General features: G+C 60.1%; 22 protein-coding genes. 5 read left to right on the plus strand and 17 right to left on the minus strand.

Annotated elements, in window-relative coordinates:
• Positions 1-187 precede the first annotated feature (187 nt).
• Positions 188-979, plus strand: a complete 792-nt coding sequence (locus tag M2A_RS08740; protein ID WP_147446329.1) for a response regulator transcription factor — start codon at positions 188-190, stop codon at positions 977-979.
• Positions 980-1064: 85 nt separating this feature from the next.
• Here the strand turns inward: M2A_RS08740 and M2A_RS08745 are convergent, their stop codons facing one another.
• Genes M2A_RS08745 through fliF form a run of 7 tightly spaced genes read right to left on the minus strand, consistent with a single transcriptional unit; the run spans position 1065 to position 6745 of the window.
• Positions 1065-1556, minus strand: coding sequence for a BspJ family T4SS effector nucleomodulin (locus M2A_RS08745; protein ID WP_156101711.1), 492 nt, complete (start codon positions 1554-1556; stop codon positions 1065-1067).
• A 26-nt stretch (positions 1557-1582) separates the two neighbouring features.
• Positions 1583-2239 carry a MotE family protein gene (locus tag M2A_RS17340; RefSeq protein WP_052379342.1) on the minus strand — a complete coding sequence of 219 codons (657 nt, stop codon included), beginning with the start codon at positions 2237-2239 and terminating at the stop codon, positions 1583-1585.
• Positions 2239-2883 (minus strand): DUF6468 domain-containing protein, encoded by a 645-nt coding sequence (locus tag M2A_RS08755; RefSeq protein ID WP_045445980.1) that lies wholly within the window; start codon positions 2881-2883, stop codon positions 2239-2241. Before M2A_RS08755 ends, M2A_RS17340 begins: the two co-directional genes overlap by 1 nt.
• On the minus strand, positions 2864-3901 hold the full coding sequence (locus tag M2A_RS08760) for a FliM/FliN family flagellar motor switch protein (RefSeq protein WP_052379343.1): 1038 nt from the start codon (positions 3899-3901) through the stop codon (positions 2864-2866). Before M2A_RS08760 ends, M2A_RS08755 begins: the two co-directional genes overlap by 20 nt.
• Positions 3901-4317 (minus strand): flagellar motor switch protein FliN, encoded by a 417-nt coding sequence (gene fliN / locus M2A_RS08765; protein WP_081875526.1) that lies wholly within the window; start codon positions 4315-4317, stop codon positions 3901-3903. Before fliN ends, M2A_RS08760 begins: the two co-directional genes overlap by 1 nt.
• A 41-nt stretch (positions 4318-4358) precedes the next feature.
• A complete protein-coding gene (locus tag M2A_RS08770) occupies positions 4359-5030 on the minus strand; it encodes a FliH/SctL family protein (protein ID WP_045445983.1) in 672 nt (223 codons plus the stop codon).
• Positions 5031-5035: 5 nt separating this feature from the next.
• Positions 5036-6745, minus strand: coding sequence for a flagellar basal-body MS-ring/collar protein FliF (gene fliF / locus M2A_RS08775; RefSeq protein ID WP_045445986.1), 1710 nt, complete (start codon positions 6743-6745; stop codon positions 5036-5038).
• Between the two features lie 122 nt (positions 6746-6867).
• Here fliF and M2A_RS08780 point away from each other — a divergent pair, with 122 nt between their 5' ends.
• Genes M2A_RS08780 through flhB form a run of 4 tightly spaced genes read left to right on the plus strand, consistent with a single transcriptional unit; the run spans position 6868 to position 10079 of the window.
• Positions 6868-7392, plus strand: coding sequence for a flagellar basal body-associated FliL family protein (locus M2A_RS08780; protein ID WP_045445989.1), 525 nt, complete (start codon positions 6868-6870; stop codon positions 7390-7392).
• Complete coding sequence (locus M2A_RS08785) at positions 7389-8216, plus strand: flagellar type III secretion system pore protein FliP (protein WP_045445991.1); 828 nt, start codon at positions 7389-7391, stop codon at positions 8214-8216. The genes M2A_RS08780 and M2A_RS08785 overlap by 4 nt, the downstream gene beginning before the upstream one ends.
• 8 nt (positions 8217-8224) lie before the next feature.
• Complete coding sequence (locus tag M2A_RS08790; protein WP_045445993.1) at positions 8225-8989, plus strand: flagellar biosynthetic protein FliR; 765 nt, start codon at positions 8225-8227, stop codon at positions 8987-8989.
• A gap of 1 nt (position 8990) precedes the next feature.
• The gene (gene flhB, locus M2A_RS08795) at positions 8991-10079 is read left to right on the plus strand and encodes a flagellar biosynthesis protein FlhB (RefSeq protein WP_045445995.1); all 1089 of its coding nucleotides are present in this window, start codon (positions 8991-8993) and stop codon (positions 10077-10079) included.
• Between the two features lie 75 nt (positions 10080-10154).
• On the opposite strand, the gene fliG is transcribed toward flhB, so the two are convergent.
• From fliG to M2A_RS08845, 10 genes are all read right to left on the minus strand, one after another.
• Positions 10155-11189, minus strand: coding sequence for a flagellar motor switch protein FliG (fliG, locus tag M2A_RS08800; protein WP_045445997.1), 1035 nt, complete (start codon positions 11187-11189; stop codon positions 10155-10157).
• A gap of 45 nt (positions 11190-11234) precedes the next feature.
• The gene (locus tag M2A_RS08805; protein WP_045446000.1) at positions 11235-11492 is read right to left on the minus strand and encodes a hypothetical protein; all 258 of its coding nucleotides are present in this window, start codon (positions 11490-11492) and stop codon (positions 11235-11237) included.
• Between the two features lie 9 nt (positions 11493-11501).
• Positions 11502-13598, minus strand: a complete 2097-nt coding sequence (gene flhA / locus M2A_RS08810; protein ID WP_045446003.1) for a flagellar biosynthesis protein FlhA — start codon at positions 13596-13598, stop codon at positions 11502-11504.
• Positions 13595-15085, minus strand: coding sequence for a flagellar protein export ATPase FliI (fliI, locus tag M2A_RS08815; RefSeq protein ID WP_156101712.1), 1491 nt, complete (start codon positions 15083-15085; stop codon positions 13595-13597). The genes flhA and fliI overlap by 4 nt, the downstream gene beginning before the upstream one ends.
• A 102-nt stretch (positions 15086-15187) precedes the next feature.
• The gene (locus M2A_RS17345; protein WP_147446328.1) at positions 15188-15859 is read right to left on the minus strand and encodes a hypothetical protein; all 672 of its coding nucleotides are present in this window, start codon (positions 15857-15859) and stop codon (positions 15188-15190) included.
• Positions 15860-15867: 8 nt separating this feature from the next.
• Positions 15868-16134, minus strand: a complete 267-nt coding sequence (fliQ, locus tag M2A_RS08825) for a flagellar biosynthesis protein FliQ (RefSeq protein WP_045446005.1) — start codon at positions 16132-16134, stop codon at positions 15868-15870.
• Between the two features lie 23 nt (positions 16135-16157).
• Positions 16158-16490, minus strand: a complete 333-nt coding sequence (fliE, locus tag M2A_RS08830) for a flagellar hook-basal body complex protein FliE (protein WP_052379345.1) — start codon at positions 16488-16490, stop codon at positions 16158-16160.
• Between the two features lie 11 nt (positions 16491-16501).
• Positions 16502-16921, minus strand: coding sequence for a flagellar basal body rod protein FlgC (gene flgC / locus M2A_RS08835; RefSeq protein WP_045446007.1), 420 nt, complete (start codon positions 16919-16921; stop codon positions 16502-16504).
• Positions 16922-16937: 16 nt separating this feature from the next.
• Positions 16938-17333 carry a hypothetical protein gene (gene flgB, locus M2A_RS08840; protein WP_045446008.1) on the minus strand — a complete coding sequence of 132 codons (396 nt, stop codon included), beginning with the start codon at positions 17331-17333 and terminating at the stop codon, positions 16938-16940.
• A gap of 70 nt (positions 17334-17403) precedes the next feature.
• Complete coding sequence (locus M2A_RS08845) at positions 17404-18459, minus strand: flagellin N-terminal helical domain-containing protein (protein ID WP_045446010.1); 1056 nt, start codon at positions 18457-18459, stop codon at positions 17404-17406.
• Positions 18460-18464: the final 5 nt, after the last annotated feature.

The following is an 18464-nucleotide window of genomic DNA, read 5'->3' on the forward strand; positions in this document are numbered from 1 at the left end:
TTTTCAGACAAAGCCCGTCGAAATCATGCGGAAGATGAAAAACACATGAAGTTTTGAAATCTAAGACGAAATGCAACGAATGAATTAAGCAGCCCTTTACAGGCGGTGCCTCTTATTGGTCACGAAACAGTGAGTCAACACTGCGGAGTTTTCTAAGGCCGGTCTCTCAAGGACGGAGAGAGAGCCAGTGAACTTTGCATCACTTATCGAGGGCACAATGGGCAACAAGCGCAAGAAAACGAACCTGGCACTTCTAGAAAAGAATGCCGGCGTGGCAGCCGCCTTGGAGCGCGTCTTTGCAAAAGAGCGGGCGGACATTTCCACGATCGAAGAGTACGGGCTTGACGATATTACCGATGCATTCGCCGCGGATCTGAACAATTATCAGGGTGCGCTGATCGGCGAGACCCAGGACATGGAAGAAACGATCCGGCTGCTGCGCAAGCTGGGCTGCGAGGTGCCCGTCGTGGCGCTGATCGATCACAAGAACAGCGCGCTTTCCATTGCGCTTTTGAACGCCGGGGCGGACGATGTGATGGTCAAACCGGTTAATGCCGGTGAAGTGATCGAGCGTATCCACGCGGTTATCCGCCGGGCCCATGGCCATCCCACCACCTCCATCGAGATCGGCGAAATCACCGCCTATCTGGATGGCCGCGATCCGGAAATCCGGGGAGAGCGGGTCAAACTCAGCCACCGCGAACATACGATTTTCACCCAGCTGGCGCTGCGCGTCGGACGTGTGGTGGCCAAGGAAACGATTTACGACGCTGTATACGGCATGCGCGATACGCAGCCTTTCGACAAAGTTGTCGATGTCTATATCTGCAAGCTGCGCAAGAAGCTCGCCAGTTATACGGATGGGGCCTCTTATATCGAGACGGTTTACGGGCGCGGCTACAAACTCGAAGCGCCGGAGGAAATCACCCTGGTGCGCCCCGCGCCTCTTCAGAGCGAGGCGGTCGCCGCGAATTTCTGATTTCCGCCGGACACGGCTTTCCCTCAAACGAAAAGCGCTGCCTTTAGGGCAGCGCTTTTTTGTGCCGGTTTACCGGCCTCGCCGCTTAGATAATATTTTTCTGGAGGCCCGTCTGGAGCTCTTCGATGAAATGCTTCGTTGCCTTGACCGCCGACTGGCCGCCTTGCGGGCGCACCTCGCCGAAATAGCACTGCATCTCGTTGCCGCGCCGCTCCACCTCGAAGATAACCTCGTAGAAGGGACCGGCCCAGACGAATTCAAGGCGCACGGCGGGCACCGTGTTCCAATCCAGTTCGAAGGTGCCTTTGCCCGAGAAATTGACATAGGCGCCATAAGGCGAGGAACTGAGGCAATCCTTGACGATGTCCATGAGGATATCTTTATACCCGTTGCGCAGCTCGCCGACGAAATGCGCCAGATCCACGGAAAAGATATCCTTCATCGCCTCTTCCATAACGGCGCTGAGCAGGCGTGACATCAAAACATCATTAGCCGAATGCTGCGCCTCGTCAGGATAGACGCGCCGCTCCCCATCCGTAATCAGCGTCAAGGTGGGTCTGTTCCGGCCAAATCGCATGAAATCCCTCATTATTCTGCGGCCCCTCAAAGCTGGCTGACATCGAGCCGCTCAAGGCTTCGGCGCCGCGCAATTTCTCGCGTCACATCCTGAGCCGCCGCTTTGGGCATCTGCGCCAGGATGGGAGCGGCCTCACGCTCCTTCATGGCCAGCACAACGGAAACCACGATAGGCAATTCCATATCGCCCAGGATACCGGCAGCCTCTATAGGTTTCATATTCCGGTACAGATTAACAAGCTGTTGAAGGTCCTGCTTCTCCGCCTCCGTTTGCTGCACAAGCAGCGCTTCAATTGCCCCTTGCAACGCGGTGAGACCGGCAAGCTGTTTCTGCAACCTGCGCTCCGCCGCCTTGAGCCGCGCCAGGCGCGCCGTGAGCGCGGCATCGCTCAATTGGCAGTTTTCCTGCTCCATAGAAGGCAAGATGGCATTTTCATGAGCGCCCGGCCCTGCCGCCGCTTCTTCTAACTGTTCAGGTTTTACGGTTTCTTCAGCATGCCGGGCGGCTGGGGGCGATTTTTCGCGCGCGCCGTTCAACAGATCGTCAGCCCAGGGGCGCGGATGATCCCCGAAGCCGGCCGCGCCAACTCCTTTGGCCATCGCCGCGCTTTCCTGCACCACGATTTCCATTTGCATGGGCAAGGCAAGAAAGGCCGCGGCCAGTGCGATGGGCAGGATACGCATCAGGTTTCTCCCGGCGCTTTGTAAAAGAGGTCGATCGCCTCATTCATCAAATTCTTTTTGCTGGCGAAAGCCGGTTTCCAGCGTTTGATGTCTTTCCCGGTTTCTTTTTTCCCGCTTTCCGGCGCGTGCGCCTCCGGACCGTCCATATCCATATGGAGGGCACGCACGCTACGCGGGCGCATAGGCGCTTCCTTCACATTTTCGGCCCTTATGGGCGGGCCCTGCGGCGCGCCTGCCGGACGGCGCGACACTTCATCCTCGAAGGCCTTGAGAAGCTCGGTCAATCCTTCGATGCTTTTCTCATCGTCCGGTTTTCTGCCGGCTGCCGGATGCAGCGCGTTGGCGGCGGCAAGACGCAGCTCGATCGTCTTGGCCTCTTTCAACGTCTCTTCGATCTTGCCGTTGAGGGCATGGGCGTGGGAGACGATTTCCTCCAACTGCCGGGCGGTCGCTACGGCATCGGATTTAAGCGTGCTCAGACTTTCCGTCATGTCTCCCGTGATCTTGGCGAATTTCTCGATCATCGGGCCGATATTGTCCTGGCCGCTGCGCAAAAGGCGCAGACGCTGGTTGACGAAATACATATAGGTCGTACACGCCAGGAGCGCGCAAAGCAGCGCGATATTAATCAGATAAGAGAGCATCGAGAAACTCCTGCTCCAGATTGGTTGCTTCGTCCACTTTGATGGCGAGCGAGCCGCCGGATTGGCCCATCTCCCCTTCGTAAAGAGGCACACCGTTGCACACGAGACGGGCGGCGGGCTTGCGCACGGAAATCGGCAAGGAAATCGTCATGCCGGGTTTCCAGCCGGCCACTTCGCCCAGCGTGACGGTGCGCTCGTGCAGCACGCCGGTGATCGCAAGCTCCGTGCGCTGCACCTCGCTATGGAAGTGGCGCTCCCAGGCGGGGTCCCGGCCGAATTTCTCACTGGTAAACATCTGCACCAGTTTTTTGCGCACCGGCTCGAGGGTCACGTAAGGCAGCGCGATGCGCACCTTGCCGCCGCCGCATTCGAAATCCACCTGCAGATCGATCAAGACCGTGGGATTGCTTTCCCGGCAAATCACCACGAATTCCTGGTTGACCTCCAGCCGCTCGCTTTTGAAGCTGACTTTGGAAATGGGTTCGAATGCGCTGGCCAGATTGTCCGCCACAAGATCGAGAACCCGGCCCGCCAGGCGGCGCTCGATGGAGGTATAAGAACGGCTGGGGTCGAACATCCGCGCGGATTTGGGGCTGCCCAGCAACACATCGACAAAAGCGTAAACCATGTCGGAATCGGCTGTGATAAGCAGCTTATTGTCCCATGGCTCGGCAATGGCCACATTGATCAGCGACCTGTCGGGCAGAGACTGCAAGACATCGCCGAACCGGTGAATGGAATAATCGGCGACATTGATGCGCGCGCTATGAGAGGTGAACTGGCGCAGGCCCGTCGTCAGCAGCCGCACCAGCCGGTCCACGATGACGTCCATCATCGGCAAGCGCTCGTGCAGCCCGGCGGAATCGGTGAGCTTGCTCAGCGCTTCGGAGGCTTGCAGCCGCTTCGCTCCCATCACGGCACCGGCCAGACTGCTTTCCTCCGCCTGCCCTTCCGCCCAGGCAGCGCCTGCCGGGTCCGGCCTTTGCGTGGTCTCATCCATCTCAAAGCCCTCGCTCATCAGTGCTTGGCCGCGCCGCCGGTGAAAGGGTCCGCCACGATATCGGTGAGCGTCACCCCGAAACGGTCCTCATCGACCACCACCACTTCGCCGCGCGCAATCACCCGGTCGTTGATCATGATGGCGACGGGCTCGCCGACTTTGTGATCGAGCTCGACAATGGCGCCGCGCCCCAGTTTCAAAAGGCTGGCCACCGGCATGGTTGCGGCCCCCAGGACAACCTGCATTTTCACCGGCACACCCATGACAACGGCAAGGTTCTGTTCGACCGTGCGCCGGGAATCGGCTTCCGGCTCATCAAGCTCGCCGCGCGGGAAAACGGCGGCGCTGACATCGAACTCCGCCTCGCTTGCCTGGCGCGCCGGCTGTTTTTGAGCGGGCGCTTGGCTGCGGGCTGCTTCAACCCTTTCTTCCATTTCCGTCTCGGTGCCGGGGATGAGAGGGGTTTCCTTATCGCTCATCGCGCTTCTCCTTCTTCACGCGTTTCCATGTCGTTTTGCGCGGCGCCATCCGCCGGCGCCAGCAGCGCCAGAATGGCGGCCGGATCGAAACTCACTCCGCCATGAGCCCAGCGGATATCGATACCGCCGGCAGGCAGCGCTTCTTGCGCGCGCACCAGAACCTCGACGCCCGCCGGCACCTCAACCGACGCCAGCAGCGCCTCGACCGAGGCCGCCGCACCAGGATGGACACCGATGAGCAATTGCCGGCTGTCGGCAAGTTGCAAAAAAGCATCTTGAAGCAGCGTTTCGCAGCGCGCGGCGAGCGTTTCTTCCATCAAGCGGGGGGCGAGCTGGCTGAAAAAGGTTTTGACCGCGCCCAAGGCTTCTTTTTCCAGACGGCAGGTTTCCTCATCCAGCAGGCCGACGCCGCGGGTGATTTCACTAAGAAGATCGAGCGTTACCTGGCGGGCCTGCATCGAACTGTCCCGTTCGGCCAAAAGCCGCCCTTCCCGTACGCCCTCGCTTTTGCCCTGCGCAAAGGCTTCGGCCCGGGCCTCGTCCAGTTGCGCGGCAAATTCTTCTTTCAGCCGGGTTTCCAGCTTCTCCGGCGTTTCCGCCTCTTCCACCACGGCAAGCCGGGCGGGCTTGTCCAGGGGCTCGAAAGCGTAAGGGCGCGTTGCAGCCATTCCCATCACGCGCTCCTTTCTTCATAGACCCAGGCGCGCAGAATATTGACCGCCTCTTCGGGATATTCGTCGACGATCTCGCCGAGCTTGGCGATGGAACTCTCGCGCACCTTGCCTTCGACCGAGCGCAGCTGGATCATGTTTTCCATGAACTTGTCGGTGCCGGTGCCGCCGGAAAGGTGGGCTTCGGCCTGGGCCCTGCGGTCTTCAAGCGCGCCGGCAACGGCTTCGCCGCCAGGTTCGAAACCGAGCGCAGCTGCCGCTGCGCCCTCCTCGCCCGCGGCCTCGCCTTCCAGCGTCTCAAGTGCCGTCTTGCGGCGCTCGCGGTTCGTTTCCATGAGACGGGAGACAACGGGTTTGAGACCGAACACGGTAAGCAGCCCGACAATCAGCAAGAGAACGAGCGACTGAATGACGGTACCCAGATTATGCATGACGACTTCCGTCAAAGTGGGCGTGCCCACCGGCTCAAGATCCTGTACCCGCTCGATGAATTTCACATTCTCTACCGTCACGACATCGCCGCGCGCGGCATCGAAACCGGCGGCCGTGCGCACGATGGTGGCGATTTTCTGCAGCTCTTCGGCGCTGCGTGGCTCATAAGTCTCCGCGCCCGAGTCATCCACGCCGCGCACGCCGTCGACGAGAATGGCAACGTTGAGACGTTCCACTTTACCCGCTTCGCTTACCCGCTCACGGCGCACGGAAGAGATTTCATAATTGATCGTCTCTTCCAAACGCTCGGTGGTGGAGGACGAGGAGGAGCCTGCCCCATTGCTGATTTCCTCTTCGGGCAGATTTTGCGCGACGGAGACGGGCGGCTCGGTGCTGGTATCGGTGGCGTTCTCGCTTTCGGAGAAATTGCGGCGCGAGCGCTCCACCCGGCTATCCGGATCGAAAGTTTCCTCAGCAATGACTTCCCGGTCGAGATCGATATCCGCCGTCACCGCGACGCGGAAATTACCCTGACCGAGATAAGGCGTGAGCAGACGGCGGATGGACTCGCTCATTCCCGTTTCCAGCTCCGAGCGGTATTCGGTGCCGCGCGCGGCATTGGCGCTGCCCTCCCCTTCGGCAACCAGCACTTCACCGGAACTGTCCAGAACGGTCACGTTTTTCAGAACGAGGCCCGGTACCGCGGCACTGACGAGGCGCTGAATGGCGAGGGCTTTTTCCCGCGCCATATGGGCGGCATCGCCCATACGCACGAAGACCGAGGCGCTGGGAACCGATGCCGCGCGGCTGAACGCATCGCGCTCCGGCAAAACCAGATGGACCCGCGCCGCAAGCACACCGTCCATCGTCTGAATGGTGCGGGCAAGCTCCCCTTCCAGCGCCCGCGTTTTCGTAACCTGCTGCATGAAAGAGGTGAGGCCGAGCGCGCCGGCATCGTCGAAAAGCTCCCATCCCGCCGAACTGTTGGTGGGCAGGCCCCGCTCCGCCAGCGCCATGCGGGCCTTGCGCGCATCCTTGGGCGATACAAGCACCGCCCCGCCATCGTCCTGCACGTCGAAATCGATGCCGATCTCTTTCAAGGCCTGACCGACACGCGACGTCTCGGCGGGCGAGAGCTTGGAATAAAGAACGGTCATGGAGGACTGCGACATCATGATGGATGCCGCCACAATGCCAATGACGATCAAAGCGCCGACGCTGCCCAGCACGATCAAGCGGCGCGTCCCCAGAGCCTGAAGGTTTTCCAGAAGCGACTTCACTGCATCCCCATTCTTTAAAGATTCCGAATACGGCGAGAGGTACCGTCATTGCGTTGATGACCAAGCTATCGGGCAATGTTTTCAGCGTGATTTAAGTTTGCAGGCAGCGGGAAGCGGAAGTGATGAACGTAGAAGCCGAAAGCGGAACGCAAAAGGCGGGAAAGAAAATCCTCGACCTTGTCCTCAAATATTCAGTGCCGCCGCTTTTCATTCTCTTCGGAGCGGTTCTGGCTTTCGCGGTCATGGCCTCATCGGCCGTGGAAACCGATAAAAATGTCGGCGAATTTGCCGTTTCCTATTGGGAAATTCTTGCGCATGGAAAGCCCGCGACACTTGAAGAAACCGATCCGACGCAGATTTTCGAGATCGGCCCCATCACCACCAATTTGCGCGATACCGCAAAAGCCCGCTTCATTCAGATCGGCATTAGCCTCGAAACCCGCAAAAGCACCCTTGCCGACGTCCAGCAAATGAAAGGCGATATCGAAGAAGCGCTCATCCTCTTTCTCAGGGGGCTCGACGGGCGCGATTTGCAGGGCAGCCATGCGGCGGCCCGGTTCAAAAGCCAAGTGGAGCGGCGCGTCGCGCTGGTCGATGAACAGGGAAAAATTTCACGTCTCGCTATTCATCATCTGGTGCTGCAATGACCCGGCGGTCGCTTTTTCTTTCCGTCTGCGCTCTTGGCGTTTTTTTTCTGACCCTTTCAGGGCCTGCCAGCGCGGCCGACTTCGACATCGCCTCGCTGGCGGATGGGGAGCGCAGCGGGCCGCTCACGGCGCGGATCATTCAATTTTTAGGCATTCTCACGGTTCTGTCGATCGCGCCCGGCCTCCTTATCATGGTGACCTGCTTCACGCGCATCGTGATCGTGCTTTCTTTCCTGCGCAGCGGGCTCGGGCTGCAGCAATCCCCGCCCAATATGGTGATCGTAAGCCTCGCGCTCTTTATCACCGCCTATGTGATGGCGCCGACATTCGACCAGGCTTGGCGCGACGGGCTCAATCCGCTTCTCAACGACCAGGTGACCGAAGAGCAAGCCTTCGGGCGCATCGTCGAACCCTTCCGCCAATTCATGCTGCGAAATGTGCGCGAGAAGGATCTGGCGCTTTTCGATGGGCTCTCGGCGGTAATTTATGAAAAATCCCGCCCCGCAGACTCGCGAGAAGATCAGGCGAGCGTGCTTCCCGCTCCCGCCGCCGATGAAGAGGCAGAGGAAACAGAAGCCCAGGTCGATCTACGTGTTCTCGTTCCCGCCTTTCTCGTCTCGGAACTACGCCGGGCCTTTGAGATCGGCTTTCTGATCTTCCTTCCCTTCCTTGTCATCGACCTTGTGGTCGCCACGGTTCTGATGGCCATGGGGATGATGATGCTGCCGCCCGTGGTGATTTCCCTGCCCTTCAAGGTGCTCTTCTTCGTTCTGATCGATGGCTGGTATTTGCTCACCTCCAGCCTCGTCCGATCCTTTTTGTAGAGGGCGCGATGGAAGGATTGCAGCTCTTTGCCCAGCAACAAGTGTTTCTTTTCATGCTGGTTTTTGCCCGCACGGGCACGGCCGTCCTTCTCATGCCAGGTTTCGGAGAGCGCATTATTCCTCGGCAAATAAGGCTCGTTCTGGCGCTTGCCATCAGTTTCGTCGCCTTGCCGCTCGCCCCCGTCACCCATCTCGCCTTGCCCGCCAATCTCGGTCTTTTGTTTTCCGCGATCGGCGGGGAGTTTTTGATCGGGGCCTTTATCGGGGCCGCGACACGGGTGATCTTCTCCGCTCTTCACATGGGCGGGCAATTGATCGGCCAATCGATGGGCCTCTCCGCGCTGGTGCCGGAAGCGGCGGCCGGGTTCGGCGGCTCCACGGCCACGACCAACCTGCTTGTCATGTGCGGGATGACGATGATCTTCGTGGCCGATCTGCATATTCTCATGATCGAGGCGATGGTCAGTTCTTACAGGCTCTTCCGGCCTGCCGAAATTCCGGACATGGCCGGGCTCGCGGAAGACTTCATTCATGTTATGAGCCGGGCTTTCCTGCTTGCCGTCAAATTCGCCAGTCCTTTTTTGATTGTCGCTTTCCTCTTCAATCTGGGCCTTGGGCTTACCAACCGGCTCATGCAATCCCTGCCCGTCTTTTTCGTCGGCATGCCGTTTTTGCTGGCGACGGGTTTTCTCGTTCTCTTCGCAACCACCGCCGCGATCATGCTTTCCTTCGCAGACAGCATGAGCACCTGGCTCAACAGCTTTGCCACCTGACATGTCCGATCAAACACAAGACAAGTCCTCGCAAACCGAGGAACCGACAGAGAAAAAGCAGTCCGACGCCAAACAAAAGGGCAATACGCCCAATTCGCGCGAGGTAGGCACGCTGCTCACCTTTCTGGCGGCCTTCACGCTGGTGGCAGGCGCCGGGTCCTGGGCCATGGCCGAACTCGGCCACGCCATGGTGCCGCTGATCGACCGGCCACATGAACTGATCGCGGGCCCGAGCGTGGGAGATCTCGCACAAATGATCGGCAATTTTATCGGCGAAACGGCGCTGACGCTGCTGCCCGTCTTTCTGCTTTTCATGATGGCCGGCATTCTGGCCATGCTCGTTCAAGGCAATGCCCGCCTTGCCCCCGACCGCATTCAGCCGAAGCTGGAGCGCATTTCTCCCAAGAAGGGCGCCGAGCGTATTTTCGGCCGGGCCGCTTTCGTTGAATTTTCCTTCGGGCTCATCAAATTGACGCTGATCGGCGCCATCACCAGTTTCGTGCTCTGGCCGGCCATTGCACAAGCGGAGTCTTTCGTCTTCAAGGATGTGGCCTCCATTCCTTCCATCTTGCGGGAATTCACGATGCGCCTGCTTGTCGCCGTCGCCTCTTCCATGACCTTGATTGCCGCGGTCGACATTTTGTGGCGCCGCTTCGACTGGAAGCGCAACCTGCGCATGTCGCACAAAGAAATCAAAGACGAGATGAAGCAGGTCGAAGGCGACCCGATGGTCAAACGCCGCTTGCGCGAAATCCGCCAAAGCCGGGCGCGCCGGCGCATGCTGGAATCGGTGCCGAACGCGTCTGTGGTGGTGATGAACCCCACCCACTATGCCGTGGCGCTGCGCTATGAGCGCGGGGTCGATGCGGTGCCGGTCTGCGTTGCCAAGGGGCTCGATCTCGTAGCGCTGAAAATCCGCGAAACGGCGGAAAAGCACGGCGTGCCCGTGGTGGAAGAACCGCCGCTTGCCCGCGCGCTCCATGCTTCCATGGAAGTCGGTCATCCGATCTCAAGCGAGTTTTACAAGGCGGTTGCCGAAATCATCTCCTACGTCCTCGGTCAGAAAACGCCTGCCCGCCAGAAGAACTGAGCCCATCCCGCCTATCCCGAAAAAAAAGGCGGCGCCCGCACGCGCCGCCTTTGTTTTGAGAAATGTTTGAGCCGCTTAGGCGATCATGCGGCGGGGAGAGGATTTGCCCTGCTGATTGAGAATGATCTCGCCGCGCGCCTCCAGCTCCTTGGCAAGACGCAGCACCCGGCTCTGAGCCTCATCCACATCGCTCGCGCGGATCGCGCCCATCAGCTCCAGCTCGCCCTTGACGATGGCCCGCGCGCGTTCCGACATGTTCTGGAAAACAATCTCGCGCGCCTCGTCCTTCAGGCCCTTCAGTGCCAGAATGAGCGTGTCGATTTCCACCGCCTGGACGATTACCTGGATCGAACGGCCATCGAGTTTCAGAAGATCGTCGAAAGTGAACATCAACGCCTTGATGGCATCGGCGGAGTCCGGCACTTCCTGCTCGATCTCGCCCATGATTTCCGGCAAGCGCGCCCGGTCCACCTGGTTGAGAATGTCGGCAATGCGCATATGGCTATCATTGCCGAGCATACGGGCGTAATTGACCATGAATTCCGAATGCAGCGTCTCTTCTATGTCTTTCAGCACATCTTTTTGCACATAATCCATCTCGATCATCCGGCGCATGACATCTGCGCGGAATTCGCTGGGCAGCGCCGCCACCACGCGGGCGGCATGCGCGGACCGGATTTTGGAGAGGATGACGGCCGCGGTTTGCGGATGCTCGCTCTGCAGATAACTTGCAAGAATCTGCTCGTTCACCGTGGAAAGCTTTTCCCACATGCTGCGGCCCGCCGCGCCGCGAATGTCGCCCATGATTTCCATCACCCGCTCTTCGGGCAGGAATTGGGAAAGCATACGCTCCGTACTGTCATAAGTGCCGACGACGCTGGCACTATTGACGAAATAATCCGTGAAATCCCGCAGCAAATGCTCGCAAACCGAAGAGGTAATGCTGCCGAGCTGCGCCATGGAGCGCGAGACCATGCGGATCTCGTCCTCATCGAGCTGTTCCATCAGCTTCGCGCCGCGGTCTTTGCCCAGCGCGAAGAGAATGACGGCGGCCCGTTCCGGCCCCGTCAGGCTGGTAACGTCTTCTCTCAAGCGAATCTGTTTTTCCATGACTTCTCTCGGCTGCTTGTGTTGATCTTGAATGCCGGTCCCGCTTCACTCCGGCTCCGGCGTGCGGCGCTCCTGCGCCATCTCATATTTGAAAAGCGGCGTCGCGATCTGGGAAAGAGCGAGGAGAACCGGCACATTAATCTGCATGCCCTCGGCCATCTCGCTCAAAAGCTGAGCAAGATCGGTTTCCGCCGTCACATCCTTTCCGCATTCACGCGCCAGCTGAACGATTTCATCGGCTAGGCTCGGGGCGCCGCCGGGCAGACTTCCGGTGTCCGGCTCGTGCGGGGAAGATTGTCTCATGATCCCTCCTTATACCTGCGCCACGACTTTGACCGGCGTCTTGCGGTGCAGTTCGGCATGACTGATGACCGGCGTCGCCGCGCTCACCCGTTCAAGAAGCGAGCGCACGAAGGTGCGGATTTCCTGGCCGACAAGAATGGCGAAAGGCTCCCCCGCGCCGATCTGCTGCTGGATTGCGGGCCGCGCGGCAAGCACGAAATCATGCACCATAGAGGGCGGCATGGTGAAGACGCGGTCCTCGCCTTGCTGTTCGATATGGTCCATGAAAGCCTGCTCCCATTTGGGTTGCAGTGTCACGGCCCGCACAAAACCGTCGCTCCCGGCAAGCGCCTGGCAAATCTGCTGAGCAAGGCGCGCGCGCACATGCTCGACGATAAGCCCGACATTGCGCGAATGAGGCGCAGCTTCCGCCACAGCTTCGAGAATAAGCGGCAGGTTGCGGATCGAGACCTGTTCGGCAAGCAGGCTTTGCAGTACGTTTTGCAGCGCGGCCATGGTGATCTGCGCGGGCACGAGATCGGCAATGAGTTTTTGATAATCGCCGTCGAGCCCGTCGAGAAGTTTCTGCAAGGCGGCATAAGTCAGAAGCGAGCTTAGATTGTCTTTTATGACTTCGGTCAGATGCGTGATGACGACGCTTTCCTCATCCACCACCGTATAACCCTTGCTTTCCGCCCGCTCGGCCATGGAACGGGAAATCCAGCGCGCAGGCAGCCCGAATGTAGGTTCACGCGTTTCTTGGCCTTCAATAGGCTCGGCGGTCCCGCTCGGGTCGATGGCCAGCATATATTTCGGCCAGACCTCGCCTTTGCCGACAACCACCCCTTGAACGGAAATCTCATAAGCTTTCGGCTCCAGAAAGCCGCTATCCTTCACGCGGATTTTGGGCAGATAAAACCCATATTGCTTGGCGAAACGGCGGCGCAGAAGCGAGACCTTGGCGGTGAGCCCCGTATTCTCGCCGACGATCAGCGGCACGAGCTGGCTGCCCACTTCAAGCTGAATGTCCTCGATGCGCAAAAGCTCTTCGATGGGCGTTTCCTCGGAGACTTTGGGCTGGGCCGCGGCAAGCTCTTCGCGCTGGCGCTCGCGCTCCTGTTCCTCGAAAAGGCGGGGCAGCCACCAGGCAATGCCGCCGAAGAACCCGCCGAGCAGCAGGAAGGGGAAGAACGGCATGCCCGGCGTGATGGCGAGAAGCCCCATCAAGACCGCAGCGAGCAGCAGCGCTTTCGGGTAAGCGCCGAGCTGGCGCAGCAAAGCCTGATCGGCCGAACCCTGATTGCCGCCTTTGGTAACAAGAAGACCGGCGGCAAGCGAAACGATGAGCGCCGGGATCTGCGAGACAAGCCCGTCGCCGACCGAGAGGATCGAATAGACATGAGCGGCTTCTGAAAAGCTGAGGTCCTTTTGCGCGACGCCTATCAGGATGCCGCCGACGAGATTGATGAAGGTGATGATGAGACCGGCAATCGCATCGCCGCGCACGAATTTCGAGGCCCCGTCCATGGAACCGAAGAACGAGCTTTCCTGTTCCAGTTCCGAGCGGCGCTGCTGGGCCTGTTTGTCGTCAATGAGCCCGGCGGAAAGATCGGCGTCGATGGCCATTTGCTTTCCAGGAATGGCATCGAGGGTAAAACGCGCCGCAACCTCGGCAACGCGGGTCGCCCCTTTCGTGATCACCAGGAAGTTCACCGTCACGAGAATGGCGAAGACGATCATCCCGATGACGAAATTCCCGCCGATGACGAAATGCGAGAAGCCGGAAATTACATGGCCTGCCGCCGTCGGCCCTTCATGCCCTTCGGAAAGAATGAGCCGCGTCGAGGCGATGTTGAGGGAAAGGCGCAACATGGTCGCCACAAGCAGGATCGTCGGGAAGGAGGAAAAATCGAGCGGCTTGTGGATCCAGAGCGCCACCATCAAGACCAGCACGGAAAAGGCAACAGAAATGGCCAGACCGATATCGAGCCCCCATGAGGGAACCGGCAAAAAGAGAATGGTGAGCATGAAGATGATGCCCACCGCAAACCAGATGTCCCGGTGCTGCAGCCCGCCGCGCGTGAACTGATCGAGGGCTGGAAATTTCTGGACGAATGTTTCGCTCACGGGCGCGCCTCTTTCATGATCGGTTCTTCGATGACGATGCCGCCGTCTTCTTCCATGGCTCTCAGATCGGCGAGAAGTTCGGGCGGCAGCTCATGCGTGAGTGCGGGCTCGTGCGGGGGAACAAGCTCTGCCGCCGCCTCTTCTTCCGGCAGACCGGCCGCCCCGGCATGGCCGAGCAATTTGCCGAGCTCAGCAAAACTTTCTTCCAGCGAGGCGCGGCAATCGGCTTTTTGTGCCAGAAAAGCTTCGAGCGCCGGCTCCAGCTCGATCGCCCGGTCCACAAACGGGTCGGCGCCTGCCTTGTAGGCACCGAGCTGAATGAGCTCGCGCATTTCTTCAAAAGCGGCGAGATAGCGGCGCGCTTCGCGGCAGATCGCTTCTTCTTCGGGCGTATGGCAGGCAGGCAGCGCACGCGAAACGCTTTTAAGAATGTCGATGGCGGGAAAGCGGCCGCGCTCGGCGATCGCCCGTTCCAGCACGATATGCCCATCGAGGATCGAGCGGGCGGCATCGGCGATGGGATCGTTGTGATCGTCCCCTTCCGCCAGCACCGTGAAAATGCCGGTAATGTCGCCTTGCCTTTCCGTGCCCGGCCCCGCCCGTTCCAAAAGCCGCGCCATTTCGCTGAAGACGCTGGGCGGATAGCCTTTCGATGCCGGGGGCTCGCCCGCCGTCAGGCCGATCTCGCGCTGGGCCATGGCAAAGCGGGTAATGGAATCGACCAGGCAGACGACCTGCAGGCCCAGGTCGCGGAAGGCTTCTGCGACGGTCAGCGTCAAATAAGTCGCCTGGCGGCGCATGTGCGGGCTTTCATCGGAGGTGGAGACCACCATGACCGCGCGCTTCAGCCCCTCGGCGCCCAAGGTTTCCTGCAAGAATTCCTGTACCTCTCGCCCGCGCTCGCCAATGAGGCCAATGACGGCCACATCCGCGCCGCCGCCCCGCGCCAGCATGGAAAGCAGCGTGGATTTACCGACACCGGAACCGGAAAAAACCCCGATGCGCTGCCCCCGGCACAGCGGCGCGAAGACATTGAGCGCGCGCACGCCCGTTTCAAGCTTCTGCCCGAGCCGCCGGCGGCTATAAGGAGAGGGCGGCACCCCGCGCAGACGCCGGGCAATCTCGCCCTGCGGCAGCGGGCCCTTGCCGTCCACCGGCTCGCCAAGCCCGTTCACCACCCGGCCGATCCAGCCTGGATGCGGTTTGACGCTTGCGCCCGTGCCTTGCGTTTCCACCCGGGCGCCAAGGGCAATGCCTTCTGCCGCCTCGAAAGGCATGAGAAGGCTGCTTGCCCCGTCAAAGCCGATGACTTCAGAGGCAATACGCCGCCCGTCCTGCGCCAGGATATCGCAGCGGTCGCCCGCAGAGAGTTTACGCTCCAGCCCGCGCACCCGCAGCGTCTGGCCGCTGCAGGCCGTCACCGTGCCGCGGTAAACGGGCCCAGGAAGCTGCTCCAGCACTGTCTGAAATTTTTCGAGACGCCGCATGATGCCTGCCATTGCCAAAAAGAGAGCCGTTTCCGGCCTTAGGCAACGCTAAAGAGCGGCGTTTAAACGGGAGTATAAGTTCTGCGGCCTGAAAAGGGACGCTTAGAACCGCGTATCCATGCCGGGCCGCTCATAATGAGCGTCCTGATATTGCTGCTGATGCATGCGGTAAAGCGCTTCCATCAGCTCGCGGGGAATTTGCGTGCCTTCATAGGCGCTGCTCTCGGTGACGGAGGCAAGTTGAAGCGGCGCAACCTTGCCGGGCGCCGGCATAGCTTCCGGCCCTTTCAGGCTCGCGGCAGGGGCCGGCGGCGGGGGCGCGGCGGCAAGATCGAGCCGCGCTTCCTGGGCGCCGGGGGCCGGCTCAGCGCTTGCAATATCGATGGTGACGCGCGCCTTTTCTTCCGGCGCCTGCGCCCCGGCAACGGTCACCGGGGATTGCGGGCCTTCTTCTTCGCCCGTCAGGAAGGCCATGACATGGGCGCCCATATCCTTGCCCGTCACTTCCTCGATCACACTGTCGATCACCGCGCCGATCACGCCGAGCGGGCCGCCCATAATAGCCGAGCCCAGAATCTTCATCGGCGCCTTGATCGTGTCCCCCGTCACTTCCCGGTAAAGCGTGGAAATGCCCGGCAAATGTTGCAGCGGATTAATGGCATCGAGAAAATCGCCGAAATCGAGATCGCCGCCGCCCTTTTGCACGGCGCCCGCCCGGTCCGCCTTCATCGGGCCGGGGCTCGCTAGCGTTGCGTGATACATGGGCGCGGGCATGGGCTCTCCTAAAATCCGGTGGCGACACGCTCGAAAAGATCGAACGCAAAACGGGAAAGCCCTTGATAGATGAAGGGCGCGGAAATCACGCCGACGGCCAGAATGGCGCCGATCTTCGGCACGAAGGTGAGGGTCATTTCCTGCACTTGGGTGAGCGCCTGCAACAGCGCGATAACGATGCCAACCAGCATGCCCACCACCAGCATGGGCGAGGTGACGAGGAAAGCCGTCCACACCGCATCACGGATCAGGTCAATGGCATCTGCTTCGTTCATGACTGCCCCACACTTATCCGCCGTCAAACCGGCATGCGCATGATTTCCTGATAAGCGGAGACAAGCTTGTCTCGGATGGCGACGGCCGATTGCAGCGTCAGTTCCGCCGCCATCACGCCTTCGGCCACCTGCTGGGCGCTTGCCTTGCCGCTGATGCCGGCTGCCGAAACGCTTTCCGCCTGGCGCAGCGTGCCGACGGACTGAGACACCATGTTTTCCACGAAATTGGAAAACTCGGCCGCATCCGCCTTGCTCGGCTCCATTACCTTGGCCGGGCCGTTGGTCACGCCCGTGCCGAAGGTTTTTGCCTCTTCGTAGAGTTTTGCCGCCTGACCGACGAAACCGACAGCCGCCATGATCGTTCTCCTTAACCCCGGCGCATCAGATCGGTGGTCCGCATCACCATTTTGCGGGCCTGATCGATGATGTTGAGATTGGCTTCATATGACCGCGTCGCCTCGCGCATATCGGCCATTTCGACCAGTGCGGAGACATTGGGCAGTTTCACATATCCGTCCTCGGCCGCCGCCGGGTGGCTCGGATCGTGGATAAGTTTGAAATCGGATTTATCGACGCCGATGGATTTTACCTGCACTTTGGATGCGCCGAGCGCCCGGTCGAGCTCGGCATCGAAGGTAATGGTCTTGCGCCGGTAGGGATCGCCGCCCGGCACCTGCGCCGTGGAATTGGCATTGGCGACGTTTTCCGACACGACGCGCAGGCGCTGGCTTTGAGCTTTCAAGCCCGAGCTTGCGATCGACATGGCAGCGCTTAAAGGATCGAACATGGGACCACTCCTTCCCTTAACGCGGCCCGGCCAGCGCCGTGCTCAGCATGTTGAAACTGCTTTTATAGACGTTGGAAACCAGCGCATGAGAAGTCACGACCTGCGAGGCCTTCAGCATCTCCTGTTCCAGCGACACGCTGTTGCCGGAGGGCACGATTTCCCAGGTCTTTGTTTTCGCATCGACTTTCAGATTGCCGCTCGCGGTGCTCGCAAGCTCCAAATGTCCCTTCCGGGTCTGCGCAAGGCGCACTTCCGCCGCGCTCAATTCCTGATCGAAAGGCTTGAGATCGCGCGCCGCATAGCCTGGCGTGTTCGCATTGGCGACATTTTCCGCCACCAGCTGATGGCGCATCGCCAGATACGACATGCGGTCGCTGGCAAGACCGAAAAGCGAGATACCGAAAGGTTCCATCCGTCCGTCTCCTTTTGACTAAGCTCAGCCTAGAGGCGCGGCTTTAAACCCGGGTTTCGGTTTTACGCCCTTAAAGATAATTCATCAGCGACAGGCGGCTGAGACGCGCGGTAATGGAGAAGGCCGCCTCGATCTGCGTCGTTGCGTTGGAAAGACGCACCGCCGTTTCGTAAGGATCGGCGCCTTCCAGCTCGTTGATCTGGCGCGTGGCGACATTCAAGGTGAGATCGTGGCGCGTCTGCGCCCGCTCGATGGCCTGTTCGGAAAGGCCCAAAATAGCTTGGGTCTGCTCCAGAAGGCCGATACCGCGCTGCACCTTGTCGAGCGCGCTTTCCAGCACCGTGCGGTATTCCACACTCGGCATGGAGGCAGGATCGATAGCGGCCAGCGTATAGGCGGCTTCCATGATCAGCCGGGCGCCCGGATCGTCTGCCCGCGCGCCGGCATTCACCGCCGTTTCCGCATCGATCCGCGCGGTCACGCCTTGCGTGTTGCCATTATAAAAAGTCGTGTTGAAGCGGTAGGCGGCATTGGTATGCGTGCTGTCGAAAACGGTGGAAATACCATCGGGCCCCGTCAGAAGGTCGTTCAGCGTGGCCGCATCCGTTACCGGAGGCTTTGCGGCAATCACATCCTGAATGACCTGCATGGGCGAAAAGCCCGTGCCGCCATTCACCTGATCGTTGAGCTGCAATGCCTGCTGATCGACCGCGGTGCCTGCGAAAATCGAACGTCCGCCGAAAGACGTGTTGAGCGCGCCTTCCAGATTGCCGATGAGATCGAGCGCGGCGTCGGGAATAAGCTCGATGGCGAACTCGCCATGCAATGCTGCGACAATATTGGAAATGAAAGAATTGGCATTATCCCGCGCGCCCGTCAGGCTCGCCTGGGTAATTTCAAGGCGCGAGGCCAGTGTCTTGTTGGAGGTGATGAACCCTTCGGCCTCGCTGAACGCCTCGCGCAGCAGAATGTCGCGGGAGGTCAGAGCGCCGAGATCGCCTGCCACATCGCGTTTCTTGCCGGTCGCCTGCTCACCTTGCAGATGCAAAAGCTCGCGCTGCGTGTCGGCAACGCTTTTGCGGGCCTGCAGGGACATGGCGAGCGTGGATACGGAGCCGATATTCATCTTTC

The sequence above is a fragment of the Tepidicaulis marinus genome (genome assembly GCF_000739695.1).
Lineage (GTDB): Bacteria > Pseudomonadota > Alphaproteobacteria > Parvibaculales > Parvibaculaceae > Tepidicaulis > Tepidicaulis marinus.

What these genes read in the sequence shown, in the direction of transcription:
- M2A_RS08745 (WP_156101711.1), bottom strand. Translation starts at nt 1,556, where the DNA reads ATGCGATTTGGCCGGAACAGACCCACCTTGACGCTGATTACGGATGGG.
- M2A_RS17340 (WP_052379342.1), bottom strand. Translation starts at nt 2,239, where the DNA reads ATGCGTATCCTGCCCATCGCACTGGCCGCGGCCTTTCTTGCCTTGCCC.
- M2A_RS08755 (WP_045445980.1), bottom strand. Translation starts at nt 2,883, where the DNA reads ATGCTCTCTTATCTGATTAATATCGCGCTGCTTTGCGCGCTCCTGGCG.
- M2A_RS08760 (WP_052379343.1), bottom strand. Translation starts at nt 3,901, where the DNA reads ATGAGCGAGGGCTTTGAGATGGATGAGACCACGCAAAGGCCGGACCCG.
- fliN (WP_081875526.1), bottom strand. Translation starts at nt 4,317, where the DNA reads ATGGAAGAAAGGGTTGAAGCAGCCCGCAGCCAAGCGCCCGCTCAAAAA.
- M2A_RS08770 (WP_045445983.1), bottom strand. Translation starts at nt 5,030, where the DNA reads ATGGCTGCAACGCGCCCTTACGCTTTCGAGCCCCTGGACAAGCCCGCC.
- M2A_RS08780 (WP_045445989.1), top strand. Translation starts at nt 6,868, where the DNA reads ATGAACGTAGAAGCCGAAAGCGGAACGCAAAAGGCGGGAAAGAAAATC.
- M2A_RS08785 (WP_045445991.1), top strand. Translation starts at nt 7,389, where the DNA reads ATGACCCGGCGGTCGCTTTTTCTTTCCGTCTGCGCTCTTGGCGTTTTT.
- M2A_RS08790 (WP_045445993.1), top strand. Translation starts at nt 8,225, where the DNA reads ATGGAAGGATTGCAGCTCTTTGCCCAGCAACAAGTGTTTCTTTTCATG.
- flhB (WP_045445995.1), top strand. Translation starts at nt 8,991, where the DNA reads ATGTCCGATCAAACACAAGACAAGTCCTCGCAAACCGAGGAACCGACA.
- fliG (WP_045445997.1), bottom strand. Translation starts at nt 11,189, where the DNA reads ATGGAAAAACAGATTCGCTTGAGAGAAGACGTTACCAGCCTGACGGGG.
- M2A_RS08805 (WP_045446000.1), bottom strand. Translation starts at nt 11,492, where the DNA reads ATGAGACAATCTTCCCCGCACGAGCCGGACACCGGAAGTCTGCCCGGC.
- fliI (WP_156101712.1), bottom strand. Translation starts at nt 15,085, where the DNA reads ATGCGGCGTCTCGAAAAATTTCAGACAGTGCTGGAGCAGCTTCCTGGG.
- M2A_RS17345 (WP_147446328.1), bottom strand. Translation starts at nt 15,859, where the DNA reads ATGCCCGCGCCCATGTATCACGCAACGCTAGCGAGCCCCGGCCCGATG.
- fliQ (WP_045446005.1), bottom strand. Translation starts at nt 16,134, where the DNA reads ATGAACGAAGCAGATGCCATTGACCTGATCCGTGATGCGGTGTGGACG.
- fliE (WP_052379345.1), bottom strand. Translation starts at nt 16,490, where the DNA reads ATGGCGGCTGTCGGTTTCGTCGGTCAGGCGGCAAAACTCTACGAAGAG.
- flgC (WP_045446007.1), bottom strand. Translation starts at nt 16,921, where the DNA reads ATGTTCGATCCTTTAAGCGCTGCCATGTCGATCGCAAGCTCGGGCTTG.
- flgB (WP_045446008.1), bottom strand. Translation starts at nt 17,333, where the DNA reads ATGGAACCTTTCGGTATCTCGCTTTTCGGTCTTGCCAGCGACCGCATG.
- M2A_RS08845 (WP_045446010.1), bottom strand. Translation starts at nt 18,459, where the DNA reads ATGAATATCGGCTCCGTATCCACGCTCGCCATGTCCCTGCAGGCCCGC.